The organism is Agrobacterium sp. S7/73 (assembly GCF_019355535.1).
In the GTDB taxonomy this organism is placed as follows: domain Bacteria; phylum Pseudomonadota; class Alphaproteobacteria; order Rhizobiales; family Rhizobiaceae; genus Agrobacterium; species Agrobacterium tumefaciens.
Genome location: NZ_CP072136.1, coordinates 44,967 through 57,177, shown reverse-complemented (window position 1 = coordinate 57,177; position 12,211 = coordinate 44,967). Strand labels below are relative to the sequence as shown.

Below are 12,211 nucleotides of genomic sequence, written 5' to 3'. Positions count from 1 at the left end.
AGTGGCCGCCTTTTTTATTACTTGCCGGCAAGGTGCCGGAATTCCGCAACCACTTTCTCGTAGACCGCGCGCTTGAAGGGCACGATGAGCTCTGGCAGGCTTTCCATCGGCTTCCAGTCCCAGGCGTCGAATTCAGCCGTATGCCCTGTTGGAGGTGGGTCGATCTGGATTTCGCTTTCGTCGCCATCGAAACGGAAGGCAAACCAGCGTTGCGCCTGCCCGCGATACTTGCCTCTCAGGCCGATGCCGATCAGTTCGGGCGGCAGATCATAATGGATCCAGTCGCTCGCTTCCGCCAGCAACGTCACCGTTTTCATCCCCGTCTCTTCGTAAAGTTCGCGAATGGCGGCCGTCAAAGGCCGTTCACCGTCATCGATGCCGCCCTGCGGCATCTGCCACAATTGCGGTGAACCGTCATATTCCGAATTGCCTTCCCTGATGCGCCGGCCGGCCCAGACAAGGCCTTCGGCGTTCAGAACCATAATCCCCGCACAGGGACGGTAAGGCAAATCTTCTGCTTTGATTGTCATTGGAAACCCGCACTGTCTGCGCGCCGAAAAGGCGCTAAGGAATGGCCGCGCAGAAGGTTTACTGCCCCGCCTGCTGCGAAACAAGCGCAGAAACACCAACGATCTCAATACCACGACCGCCCGCCTCCCGCGACCACTTCGAGATTGCAGCGATGCTTTCGTCAAAAGCCGAGGCAACGCCGATCGCCTGACCGTTACGTCGCGCGATCCGCTCCAATTCGTCCAGCTTGTGCAGGATAGTGGCTTCGGTGACCTCACCGTCAAGCAGAACATCGGCAAAGCCCTGCGGCGCGGAAATGGCTTTGGCAATCCCGCCGCTCAGCGACTGCGCCGAAGAGGCATCGTCCAGAAAAAGCAGCCCGCGCTTGCCGATATCGCGCATGACCGGCTCGAGCGCCGCCTGCTCGGAAAGGAAACGCCCGCCGAGATAATTCATGATGCCAGTATAATTGGTAATTTTCGCCATGGAGCGATGCAGCCGGTCGATATTGACCTTCGCGGGATCGCCCGCCAGCAGCGTGTCCGGGCCGGGATTGGTGCCGGGATACCCGAAGGGCTCCAGCGGTATCTGGAGAAGGATTTCATGCCCCTCACGGCGTGCTTCCTGCATCCAGCGCTGCAGGCTGTTACCGCTTGCAGCAAAACCGAGCGTCACCTCCGGCGGCAGTTCCCGGATCGCCTTTTGCGAACCCGTCTGGCTGAGGCCGAGACCACCGACCACGATCGCCACCCGGGTGCCGCGTGCGCCGGACCATGGCCGGGCATATTGCTCCATCGGCCGCAAACCATCGGCACCGACGACCGGCAATCTGCCGAATGCGGTTTCTTCCAGCAATGCATCATTCGGCCGCGTGGCCATGCGCGGATCCTGACCGTAGGTCTGGCCGCTCATCAGCACCGGTCCGTCGCTGTCACGGGGGCGAGGAGAATAGACCGATACCACATTGCCATCCGGCATCGTCGCCCGATTTATATTCGCGCCGGAGCGGCCGCTTTCCGGCTTCAGACCAGCCGTATCGTTGGGATCCGCCACATCGGCTGCTGCCGTTTTCGGAGCATCTTCGGGGAGCTGGGGCTGGGTGTCCGGCCCGGAAGCCGTCTTCTGCAGATTGCCGGGCGACAGGGCCGTATAGACGGAAAGCCCGCCGATCGTCAGAACTGCAAGCGCGGACAGAACCATAATGACGGAAAAGCGCCGGTTGATACCGGCGCTTTTTTTCTGTCGACCCAGAAGCGGTTTTCGCAGGTCAGAAGGCAATGAACGATCCGTCCAAACGGTTAGGCAATCGAGAAAATGCGCCGGCTGGCCGGCGCATCCATCTTACTGCTTGTTGACCACAGCCTTGTCCGGGTTCGGCGGGAACGACGGATCGGTCTTGGCACCGCGCAACAGGTCCAGCGCATAATTCAGCTGGATATCGTCCTTGGCTTCCGGCGGAACGTAAGCTGAAGAACCCGAACCTTCGTCCGTTTCGCTCTGGCCCTTTATATGGCCGGTCAGGCTGGATTCACCTTCGGTCGTGACACGGCCCTGCAATTCCGGCGGCAGCGGCTGTTCGACCTTGATATCAGGCGTAATGCCCGTGCCCTGGATCGATTTGCCAGACGGCGTGTAATAAAGCGCCGTGGTCAGACGCAGCGCGCCGGCCTCGCCGAGCGGGATGATCGTCTGGACCGAACCCTTGCCGAAGGAGCGCGTGCCGACCACAGTCGCGCGACGCAGATCCTGCAGCGCACCGGCGACGATTTCAGACGCCGAAGCAGAGCCACCGTTGATGAGCACGATAACGGGCTTGCCATCGGTCAGATCGCCAGCCGTTGCATTGAAGCGACGGGTCTCGTCCGGGTTACGGCCACGGGTCGAAACGACTTCGCCACGCTGGAGGAAGGCGTCGGAAACATTGATCGCCTGATCGAGCAGACCACCGGGGTTGAGACGCAGATCGAGCACGTAGCCCTTCAGCTTGTCAGCCGGCACATCCGTCTTGATCTTCTTGATCGCCTTTTCGAGATCGTCATAGGTCTTCTCGGTAAATGAGATGACGCGGAGATAACCGACATCGCCCTCGACACGGGACTTGACCGCGCGTACGGCAATGACATCACGCATGACGGTGAATTCGAGCGGTTTGTCGGCGCCCTGGCGGATGATCGTCAGCTTGATCGGCGTCTTGACCGCGCCGCGCATCTTCTCGACCGCCTGCTCCAGCTTCAGACCGCGAACCGGCGTACCGTCGATTTCCGAAATATAGTCGCCGGCAAGAATGCCTGCGCGCGAAGCCGGCGTGTCGTCCATCGGCGAGATGACTTTGACCAGTTCATTTTCCATGGTCACTTCGATGCCGAGACCGCCGAACTCACCCTTGGTCTGGGTGCGCATGTCGTTGGCGTCCTTGGCATTCATGAAGCTCGAATGCGGATCAAGCGAGCTGAGCATGCCGTTGATGGCGTTTTCGACCAGCTTCTCGTCATCCGGCGGCGTCACATATTGCGCACGCACACGTTCGAACACGTCGCCAAAGATTGACAGTTCCTTATAGGTCGAAGGCCCGGCCGCCTGTGCCGGCATGCTCGCCGAATAAATCACACTCATCGCCGTGGCGCCCATAAGCCCACCGATAAGGAGAAGCGAAACCTTACGAATCATTGTGCGCCCTTCCGGTATTTTTTGCGGTCCACCAAGGTTGGGAATCAACCGGCACACCATCTTTCCTGAACTCAATGTAGAGCGTTGGCCGGTCGGTTTCCAGCGCCAATGCTGCTGCACTCGCTACTCTTTTTGCACCCATGGAGGCGATTGGCTCTCCGGAGAACACAAACATTCCCTGTCGTGTCCTCACATTGTCCATTCCCGTCATGACCACATGGTATCCGTCACCCGTATTGAGGATGATCATTCGGCCGTAACTGCGAAAATCTCCGGCAAATACAACAAAGCCGTCTGCGGGTGCCGTCACGATGGCCTCAGGTCCGGTCGCGACGACAATTCCCTTGGAAAAGTGGCCCGTACCATCCGCATCGCCGAACCGGCGCAACACATCTCCAGCCACCGGCAGGTCCAGCTTTGCCTTCAAACTCGCGAAGGGATATGCGGGCGCAATACGGTTTTTATCGGGCATTCCCGCCTCGGCTGCGGCACGCTCCTTCTCACGTTCCGCTTCGGAAAGACGGGCCACGCGCTGCTCTTCCGCACGCGCCCTTTCCATAGCTTCCCGCACCGAACTGATCTCACTTTCAAGCGAACCGACCAGACCCTCAAGGCTGGTCGCCTTGCTTGCAAGCTCCTCGGATCGCTTACGTTCCGCCTCCAGCGCCGCGGCCGTCTGCGAATTTCTGCGGTCGTTTTCAGCAAGCAGCAGGTCGAGGCGTTTTTCCTCTTCCAGACTTGCCGTCATCATACCCGTAAGATCGTCCTTTTCGCGAGCGATTGCCTGCCTGACGTCGGTCAATTCTTTGAGAGCAGAAACCAGCTTGTCGGTCTCACCGCGAATGCCGGGCACGACGGCGCCGAGAAGAATGGCGCTGCGCACCGAAGCCAGCGCATCATCAGGCGAAACGAGAAGGGCGGGGGGAGGGTTTCTGCCCATACGCTGCAGCGCCGCCAGAACCTCCGCCAGCACGCCACGCCTCTCGCGCAGTGATGCCTTGACGCCATCTTCGCGGACCGAAAGCTTGGCCAGACGATCCTCGCCATCGCTGATCTTGGTTTCCAGTGCCTTGCGGCGCGCAGCCGACGCTATCAGCTCGTCGCGGATACGGGCGCTATCCTGATTAAGGGAAGCAATGCTTTCCTCGAGATTTCGCGTCTTGTCTTCCGAAAGTCCGATGCTGTCGACCAGTTCTTCCAGATCCTGGCGGTTCTGATCACGGCGCTTTTCCAGCGTCTGAAGCGCCTCCGGCGACGAATCACCCTCACCAGCAGGCGCAGCACCCGCATCATCACGCGAAAAGGCGCGTTCAACGGGGGAAATCCCCAGGACAAGGACAGCGAAAACCGCGCCCGCAAGGGCAGCGTGGCGTTTTCGTTGAGACCTCTTGTCCATTTGAACTTTCTTTGATGCCGAAGCAGGAGCGCCGATATTAGGGATTTTGCCCCAATCTTCCAAGAGGCCAGAAACAGGCTGGCTTCAAAGCCTTCACGCCTTTCCGTCTCGCGAAGCTTCATGTTGAAATTGAGACAATTTTCCACATGAAGATCACGCTCAAACGCGATGATAGGGATGACCGGAGAGAATGGTGACGGCGCGGTAAAGCTGTTCGGCGATCAGAATACGAACGATCTGGTGCGGCCATGTGAGCTTGCCGAGATTAAGAACGGCCGCCGCTCTGTCGTAAAGTGCAGGATCTAGGCCGTCGGCGCCACCAATCGCAATCACGAGGTCGCGCTTGCCGCTATCACGCAGATCGCCAAAAAATGAGGCAAAGGCCGGGCTATCCAGCGCCTTGCCGCGCTCGTCCAGCAGCACGAGCACGGTACCATCAGCCAGATGTTTTTCCAGCATCGCCGCTTCTTCGCGCTTGCGCGTCTCCGCGTTCGATGCCCGGCTTTCCGCGACCTCGATCACGCGCAAAAACTCCAACCCGATCGCCGGGCCGGTCTTGGCAAGGCGTTCGATATAACGGGTCGCAAGATCCTTTTCCGGGCCGGATTTCAGCCGTCCCACCGCAAAAATCGAAATCCGCATCGCAAACCTGCATCCATCGTGACCCAACAGGGTCACGCTCTTAACAGCATAGCCTACGGATTCCTATGCGGCCGGCTTGCTTTCCGACCACGCACATCGATCCGAAATCAAAAATGATATTCGGGAGGCCCGATGTGCGACGTCAAAGGCTCACCGCATCAATGCAGCGTGTCTTCCGGCATTTCCGGCGTCGCCCACATTTTTTCAATGTTGTAGAAGACACGGATTTCCGGACGGAACACATGAACGATGATATCGCCGGTATCGATCAGCACCCAATCTCCGGTCTCCAGACCTTCGACGCGGGCGCTTCCAAACCCTTCATCCTTCATATCCTTGAGAAGATGCTCGCAGATCGCCGAGACATGCCTGTTCGATCGCCCGGAGACCACCACCATGTAGTCCGCAAGCGCCGATTTTCCGGCAATGTCGAGAGATACGATATCTTCAGCCTTGGAGTCCTCGAGGCTCGCGAGGACGGTTTCGAGGGCGTGGTCGGCGGCATCGGCGCCACTGTCCTGACCCTTCGGGATAGCAACAAATGCTCTTCCCTTGGCGTGTACTGTTGTCAGAGGTTTTCCCTTTCCAAGAATGACAAAACAGGCACTGGCGACGCGAATCTGTGCGTCACCAGATTAAGGTGGCACCAAAGCATTAACTTTTCAAGATATGGAGCCTTCAACGGCTGTCGCATACATCATTTGTGATTATTGCGGAGCGCCGTCGAACTGAGCGTGGAACGCGGACCATGGATAAAGACCCAGGCAGGCGCCTTTTTTTTCCACAAAACACCCGCATCATCCTCATCGATCCGCGCCTGGCTATAGGCCTGCGCCATGGTGGAGGAGAGGTAGGAGAGGGTGGAACCCGGCCGGTCGATCACCGCAATCGGAAAGGTCTCGGCGATCCTTCGCCATTGTTGCCAGCGATGGAAGCTTTTCAGATTGTCGGCTCCCATGATCCAGATGAAGCGGACATGCGGATTTTTTGCTTTCACCTTGGCAAGCGTATTGGCCGTGTAGCTGATCCCCAGCGATTTTTCAAAAGCCGTCACCTTGATGCGGGGATCGCTGACCAGCCTTTCGCAGGCAGCGATACGATCCTCCAGAGACGCCAGTTCCGAGCGGCTTTTCAGCGGATTGCCTGGCGTCACCATCCACCAGAGCTGGTCTAGACCCAGCCTGCGAAGCGCTATTTCGGCAACAAGGGCATGGCCGGCATGCGGCGGATTGAAGGAGCCGCCAAACAGCCCGACGACCATGCCGCGCTCCGCATGCGGCATGGTGAGATAACGTCTGTCGAGGCGTGTTTCGACCAGCAACTATCAGGTCCGCGTCTGACCGGTGCCATGCACGCGGTATTTGAACGACGTGAGCTGCTCGACACCAACCGGGCCGCGTGCATGCATCTTGCCCGTGGCGATGCCGATTTCCGCACCCATTCCGAATTCACCGCCATCGGCAAATTGCGTGGAAGCGTTATGCAGCAGAATGGCCGAATCGAGTTCGTTGAAGAAACGCTCGACCACCGCTGGGTCCTCGGCGATCACCGCCTCCGTGTGGTTGGACGAATAGGTGCTGATATGGTCGATCGCGCCTGAAATACCGTCCACGACAGCAACCGAAATGATCGCATCGAGATATTCGGTGCGCCAGTCATCTTCCGTTGCGGCTTTCAAGCCCTCGACAACATTACGCACGGCCTGCGAACCGCGTACTTCACAACCGGCCTCGATCAGGCCCTTGACGAGCGGTTCAAGATGCGTGGCAACAACAGCGGCATCCACCAGCAGCGTTTCCGCCGCGCCGCAAATGCCGGTGCGGCGCATCTTGGCATTCACGACGATGCGTTTCGCCATGTCGAGATCGGCCGATCCGTCGACATAGATATGGCAAATACCTTCCAGATGCGCAAAGACCGGAACCCGCGCCTCAGACTGCACCCGCGCAACCAGGCTTTTGCCGCCGCGCGGCACAATCACATCAACCGTGCCATTCAATCCACCAAGAAGCGCGCCCACGGCAGCGCGGTCGGTGACCGGCACCAGCTGAATGGCATGCTCGGGAAGACCGGCGATCTTCAGGCCCTCGACGAGGCAGGCATGGATAGCACGCGATGAATGTTGCGAATCCGAGCCGCCGCGCAGGATGACCGAATTGCCCGCCTTGAGGCAGAGCGCGCCGGCATCTGCAGTCACATTCGGGCGGCTCTCGTAAATCACGCCGATGACGCCAAGCGGCGTGCGCACGCGCTCGATCTTCAGACCGTTCGGGCGATCCCAGACGGCAATAACTTCGCCAACCGGATCAGGCAGCGCGGCAACCGAGCGGATGCCTTCGGCGATACCGGCGATCCGCGCATCGTCAAGCGTAAGCCTGTCGATGAAGGAAGCGGCAAGGCCGCTATTATCCGCCGCCGCCAGATCTTTCCTGTTGGCGGCAAGGATCGTTTCCCTCGACGCCTCGATGGCGGACGCCATGGCGAGAAGCGCACGTTTTTTCTGATCCGTACCTGCGATGGACAACGGTCGCGAAGCAGCTTTTGCCTGTGCACCGATGGTCATCATCAGTGCATCAATATCATGGCTCTGCTTCACGGCCTGTTCAGGCATGGACCTCATCCTTTTCAGTATTTTTAACTTTCACGGCGGCACCCGCCATCACCAGATCGTCACGATGGATCATCGCCGCACGCCCGACATAGCCAAGTATCGCCTCGATCTCGTTGGACTTGTGACCGATGATAAGACGCGCCTCTTCCGCATCGTAGCCTGCAAGGCCGCGCGCGACCTCTCGGCCTTCAACGCCGATAATGGCAATCGCATCGCCGCGTCCAAAATTGCCCTTCACCACCCGCACGCCCGCGGGAAGCAGGCTTTTACCGGCATAGAGCGCTTTTTCCGCACCCGCATCCACATGAATCTCACCTGCCGGCTGCAACTGACCGGCAATCCAGGTCTTTCGCGCCGTCACCGGTGTGCCTGATGGCGCAAACCACGAGGAGCGGGCGCCGTTTTCGATGGCCTTCAACGGATTGAGCGTCTTGCCGGAAGCGATGATCATGCCGCAGCCGGCAGCGGTCGCGATCTTGCCGGCATCGATCTTGGTGCGCATGCCGCCGCGTGAAAGCTCGGAAGCCGCACCGCCTGCCATGGCCTCAATCTCGGGCGTAATATCTGCAATCGTCTCAAGGAACTTCGCATCCGGATCAAGATGCGGCGGAGCCGTGTAAAGCCCGTCGATATCAGACAGCAATACCAGAAGATCGGCACCGGTCATGGTGGCCACGCGGGCGGCCAGACGGTCATTGTCGCCGTAGCGGATTTCGGTGGTTGCCACCGTGTCGTTTTCATTGATGATCGGAATGGCACCGATCTTCAGCAGCTGGTTGATGGTGGCGCGCGCATTGAGGTAACGGCGGCGCTCCTCGGTGTCGGACAGCGTCAGCAGAATCTGGCCAGCGACGATCTCATGCCGCGACAGGCTTTCCGACCATGCCCGCGCCAGAGCGATCTGGCCGACGGCCGCCGCTGCCTGGCTTTCCTCCAGCTTCAATGCGCCGGAGGGCAGACCGAGCACCGTGCGGCCGAGCGCGATGGCGCCAGAAGACACCACCTGAACATCTGCGCCGTTTTTCTTCAGCGCAGCGATGTCCTCGCAAATGGCGTCGAGCCAATCTTTCTTGAGCCCGCTTTTCCGGTCCACCAGAAGTGCCGAACCGATCTTGATGACGATCCGGTGGTGGCTACCCAGCGGTTTGCGGGTGAGGCTCATAGGCGATCGTCCTCTTCCTCGGCCTCGCTATCCACAGGCATTGAGCGGTCGGGAAGGGCGGTCTCGCCGCCATTGCTTGCCGAGACGATGATATCGCGAAGGGCGCGCAGCGCCTCCGTCATACCAATGTGGGCAGCGGCAGACAGAAGGAGCGGAGGACGGCCGCAGGCCTTTTCCAGTTCCTTTGCCTTCTTTTTCAGTTCTTTTTCGTCCAGCACGTCGATCTGCGAAAGCGCCACGATTTCTGGCTTGTCGGTCAGCCCGCCACCATAGGCATCCAGTTCGGCCTTAACAGTCTTATAGGCCTGCCCGACCTTTTCTTCCTGCGCGGAGACGAGATGCAGAAGCACACGGGTGCGCTCCACGTGGCCGAGGAAACGGTCGCCGATGCCCACACCCTCATGCGCGCCTTCGATCAGGCCGGGAATGTCGGCCAGCACGAATTCACGGCCGTCGATGGTCGCGACGCCGAGATTCGGATGCAGGGTCGTGAATGGATAATTGGCGATCTTCGGCCGCGCGCGCGTCACGGTCGCGAGGAATGTCGACTTACCTGCATTCGGCAGACCAACGAGACCGGCGTCAGCGATCAGCTTCAGGCGAAGCCAGAGCGTCTTTTCTTCGCCCGCAAGGCCCGGATTGGCATGGGTCGGCGCCTGATTGGTCGAAGACTTGAAATAGGCGTTGCCGAAACCGCCGTTACCGCCAGCGGCAAGACGAAAACGCTGGCCTTCCTTTGTCAGGTCGACGATCAGCGTCTCGTTGTCTTCCTCGAAAATCTGCGTGCCGACAGGCACTTTCAGAACCACGTCGGAACCCTTGGCGCCGGTGCGGGTCTTACCCATGCCGTGCTGTCCGATCGAGGCCTTGAAATGCTGCTGAAAGCGGAAGTCGATCAGCGTGTTCAGACCGTTGACCACCTCGATCCAGACGTCGCCGCCGCGTCCGCCATCGCCGCCATCAGGGCCGCCGAACTCGATGAATTTTTCGCGTCGGAAGGAAACGGCGCCCGCGCCGCCATCACCGGACTTGATATAGATTTTTGCTTCATCGAGAAATTTCATCGGACTGCCGTTCTGTCGGTTTGCGGGCACATCAGCTCAAGGCGTTGTGCCAAACAAAAATATCGTCGTTTCGAATACAAGCGCTTCTCCACAAGGTCAAAGACTATCGTGCGGGAAGCGCCTGCGTGAGACAAGGCCGGTTTGCGGCAACCGGCCTTGTTTTGATTGTCAGCGGTGCTGCTGAACGAAATCCTCAGCCGTGATCGCCGTATCGATATGCGCCACCATCGCAGCACGCGCCGTGGCGTAAATCTGGTGGCAGCCGGTCACCCGGAAGCCCAGTTTTTCCTGCACGCGCAGCGAAGCCGGATTATCCGCAAACACACCGGAATGGAGAACCACACCGGGCATGCGGCGGAAGAACCGCTCGACCACGGCGGCCACCGCCTCGGTCATATAACCCTTGCCCCAGTAGAACCGGTTCAGCCAGTAGCCGAGATGCCACTCGCCGTGCCGCAATTCGACCGAGACGACGCCGATGAGTGTATCGTCACCGCTTGTGATGGCGAAATCCCAATCGGGCAGGGTGCCTGAAGTACGCAGGACCAGCCATTCCAGCGCATCCTGTCGATGATACGGCGCGGGAACACGGGCCAGCATCCTGGTCACGGCAAAATCGCCAAGCGATTCCGCAATGCTGCCGGCATCGGAAAGCCGCTGCGGACGCAGCACCAGACGCGACGTCTCGATGACCGGGCAGGGGCCGGGCGGCGCGACCGTCGCAGTTGCACGGTGACGGGTAAGCTCGATCGTGCTCATCCCATGTCCCCCCAGCTCTTCAGCGAAACCCAGGTCTTGCGGTCCAGCCTGTACCATTCTACCGGTACCATACCACCCAATGCCAGCGAACCGACCATGCCGGAGCCCTGGAACTGGAAACCGCACTTCTGGATGACCCGGCGCGAGGGGATGTTGGTGACCCGGCAGCGGGCATCGATCTGGTCGATTTCACGCGTGCGGAAGGCCATGTCGATCAGCGCATGCGTGGCTTCGGTCATGTAGCCCCGGTTCCAGTAGGGTTCCCCCAGCCAGTAACCGATTTCCAGCGTCTTTTCGTCTTCCTGCGGTTCAAGCGCGCAGCAACCCAGAAACTCGCCATTGTCCATGCGGGTAATCGCATAGACGCACTTGCCGATCTCGCCAGCATTGGTGCGTCGCACGAAGTCCGCGGCGTCTTTGGCCGTGTACGGGTGCGGCATACGCGACACCATGGTCGCGATATTGGCATTGTTGGCAAGATGGGCAAGGGCGTCGATGTCTTCTTCGTGAGGCTTGCGTAAAACCAGCCTCTGCGACAGTAAAACGGGGCAATCGCTCCTCGACCGATCGGGCCTCGGCCGCTCTTCGGGTGACCGTGATTGGTCAACCCTCAACAATTCAGCTTGCATGGTTCAGTCCCTCCTGGGGGTTAAAGAAAAAGGGGAGTTGGGTGGTACCCCATCTCCCCTGTTTTCTTGACTGAACCTGATACGTCTCAGCCGGGTCGATGGGACACCGGCTGCATATGACGCTTACCGGCTTATTCTGCGGCTTCCGCTTTCGGGGCCACGGATACGAATACGCGGCCGTTGGCCTTCGTACGGAAGTTCACGTTACCTGCGGTCAGTGCGAAAATCGTGTGGTCCTTGCCGATGCCAACGTTGGCGCCCGGATGCCACTGGGTTCCGCGCTGACGCAGAATAATGTTGCCTGGAATGACAGCTTCGCCGCCGAACTTCTTTACGCCAAGGCGCTTGGATTCGGAATCGCGACCGTTACGCGATGAACCGCCAGCTTTTTTGTGTGCCATTGGAGTTCTCCTTTAAACCTTGTTTCCCGTGTCGCGCCTATCAGGCAGCAACGATGTCCGTGATGCGGACGACAGTGTGATGCTGACGATGGCCGCGCGAACGCTTGGAGTTCTGACGACGACGCTTCTTGAAGGCGATGACCTTCTTGCCGCGATTGTGCTCGACAACTTCAGCCTTGACGATGGCACCCTTGACAAAGGGAGCACCGAACTGAGCGTCGGCGCCTTCGCCGATCACGAGAACTTCGGTGAATTCTACGGTTGCGCCTGCCTCTGCTTCCAGCTTTTCGATGGTCAGCACGGCATCGGCCGCTACGCGGTACTGCTTACCGCCGGTCTTGATGACTGCGAACATTTGTTATCCTTTCAT

Annotated in this window: 13 protein-coding genes and 1 pseudogene; all 14 read right to left on the bottom strand. The window is 59.3% G+C overall.

Going from position 1 to position 12,211, the window contains the following annotated elements; translation table 11 throughout:
- Positions 1–17: 17 nt before the first annotated feature.
- Positions 18–530 (bottom strand): RNA pyrophosphohydrolase, encoded by a 513-nt coding sequence (locus J5276_RS00285; RefSeq protein ID WP_013636972.1) that lies wholly within the window; start codon positions 528–530, stop codon positions 18–20.
- 58 nt (positions 531–588) lie between these two features.
- Complete coding sequence (locus J5276_RS00280; protein WP_065705111.1) at positions 589–1,788, bottom strand: divergent polysaccharide deacetylase family protein; 1,200 nt, start codon at positions 1,786–1,788, stop codon at positions 589–591.
- Between the two features lie 63 nt (positions 1,789–1,851).
- Complete coding sequence (locus J5276_RS00275) at positions 1,852–3,177, bottom strand: S41 family peptidase (protein WP_003516467.1); 1,326 nt, start codon at positions 3,175–3,177, stop codon at positions 1,852–1,854.
- Entirely contained in the window at positions 3,167–4,573 is a 1,407-nt protein-coding gene (locus tag J5276_RS00270) for a murein hydrolase activator EnvC (protein ID WP_065660031.1), read from the bottom strand. Before J5276_RS00270 ends, J5276_RS00275 begins: the two co-directional genes overlap by 11 nt.
- A gap of 159 nt (positions 4,574–4,732) precedes the next feature.
- On the bottom strand, positions 4,733–5,215 hold the full coding sequence (gene rlmH, locus J5276_RS00265) for a 23S rRNA (pseudouridine(1915)-N(3))-methyltransferase RlmH (RefSeq protein WP_111782541.1): 483 nt from the start codon (positions 5,213–5,215) through the stop codon (positions 4,733–4,735).
- 158 nt (positions 5,216–5,373) lie between these two features.
- Positions 5,374–5,818 (bottom strand): annotated as a pseudogene (gene rsfS / locus J5276_RS30755) (ribosome silencing factor).
- 94 nt (positions 5,819–5,912) lie between these two features.
- Positions 5,913–6,497, bottom strand: a complete 585-nt coding sequence (locus J5276_RS00255; RefSeq protein WP_075807713.1) for a nicotinate-nucleotide adenylyltransferase — start codon at positions 6,495–6,497, stop codon at positions 5,913–5,915.
- A gap of 42 nt (positions 6,498–6,539) precedes the next feature.
- Positions 6,540–7,826 (bottom strand): glutamate-5-semialdehyde dehydrogenase, encoded by a 1,287-nt coding sequence (locus J5276_RS00250; RefSeq protein ID WP_162632946.1) that lies wholly within the window; start codon positions 7,824–7,826, stop codon positions 6,540–6,542.
- Complete coding sequence (proB, locus tag J5276_RS00245) at positions 7,819–8,988, bottom strand: glutamate 5-kinase (protein ID WP_111782540.1); 1,170 nt, start codon at positions 8,986–8,988, stop codon at positions 7,819–7,821. Before proB ends, J5276_RS00250 begins: the two co-directional genes overlap by 8 nt.
- On the bottom strand, positions 8,985–10,052 hold the full coding sequence (gene obgE, locus J5276_RS00240) for a GTPase ObgE (RefSeq protein ID WP_003516456.1): 1,068 nt from the start codon (positions 10,050–10,052) through the stop codon (positions 8,985–8,987). The genes proB and obgE overlap by 4 nt, the downstream gene beginning before the upstream one ends.
- A 168-nt stretch (positions 10,053–10,220) precedes the next feature.
- On the bottom strand, positions 10,221–10,811 hold the full coding sequence (locus J5276_RS00235; protein WP_065662945.1) for a GNAT family N-acetyltransferase: 591 nt from the start codon (positions 10,809–10,811) through the stop codon (positions 10,221–10,223).
- On the bottom strand, positions 10,808–11,440 hold the full coding sequence (locus J5276_RS00230) for a GNAT family N-acetyltransferase (RefSeq protein WP_003516453.1): 633 nt from the start codon (positions 11,438–11,440) through the stop codon (positions 10,808–10,810). The genes J5276_RS00235 and J5276_RS00230 overlap by 4 nt, the downstream gene beginning before the upstream one ends.
- A gap of 131 nt (positions 11,441–11,571) precedes the next feature.
- Entirely contained in the window at positions 11,572–11,841 is a 270-nt protein-coding gene (gene rpmA, locus J5276_RS00225) for a 50S ribosomal protein L27 (protein WP_003492686.1), read from the bottom strand.
- A gap of 40 nt (positions 11,842–11,881) precedes the next feature.
- The gene (gene rplU, locus J5276_RS00220; RefSeq protein ID WP_003516451.1) at positions 11,882–12,196 is read right to left on the bottom strand and encodes a 50S ribosomal protein L21; all 315 of its coding nucleotides are present in this window, start codon (positions 12,194–12,196) and stop codon (positions 11,882–11,884) included.
- Positions 12,197–12,211: the final 15 nt, after the last annotated feature.

Excerpts from the sequence above, each read along its gene's own strand:
- rlmH (WP_111782541.1), bottom strand. The coding sequence starts at position 5,215 with ATGCGGATTTCGATTTTTGCGGTGGGACGGCTGAAATCCGGCCCGGAA.
- rplU (WP_003516451.1), bottom strand. The coding sequence starts at position 12,196 with ATGTTCGCAGTCATCAAGACCGGCGGTAAGCAGTACCGCGTAGCGGCC.
- J5276_RS00270 (WP_065660031.1), bottom strand. The coding sequence starts at position 4,573 with ATGGACAAGAGGTCTCAACGAAAACGCCACGCTGCCCTTGCGGGCGCG.
- proB (WP_111782540.1), bottom strand. The coding sequence starts at position 8,988 with ATGAGCCTCACCCGCAAACCGCTGGGTAGCCACCACCGGATCGTCATC.
- J5276_RS00250 (WP_162632946.1), bottom strand. The coding sequence starts at position 7,826 with ATGCCTGAACAGGCCGTGAAGCAGAGCCATGATATTGATGCACTGATG.
- J5276_RS00235 (WP_065662945.1), bottom strand. The coding sequence starts at position 10,811 with ATGAGCACGATCGAGCTTACCCGTCACCGTGCAACTGCGACGGTCGCG.
- J5276_RS00255 (WP_075807713.1), bottom strand. The coding sequence starts at position 6,497 with ATGCCGCATGCGGAGCGCGGCATGGTCGTCGGGCTGTTTGGCGGCTCC.
- obgE (WP_003516456.1), bottom strand. The coding sequence starts at position 10,052 with ATGAAATTTCTCGATGAAGCAAAAATCTATATCAAGTCCGGTGATGGC.
- J5276_RS00230 (WP_003516453.1), bottom strand. The coding sequence starts at position 11,440 with ATGCAAGCTGAATTGTTGAGGGTTGACCAATCACGGTCACCCGAAGAG.
- J5276_RS00285 (WP_013636972.1), bottom strand. The coding sequence starts at position 530 with ATGACAATCAAAGCAGAAGATTTGCCTTACCGTCCCTGTGCGGGGATT.
- rpmA (WP_003492686.1), bottom strand. The coding sequence starts at position 11,841 with ATGGCACACAAAAAAGCTGGCGGTTCATCGCGTAACGGTCGCGATTCC.
- J5276_RS00275 (WP_003516467.1), bottom strand. The coding sequence starts at position 3,177 with ATGATTCGTAAGGTTTCGCTTCTCCTTATCGGTGGGCTTATGGGCGCC.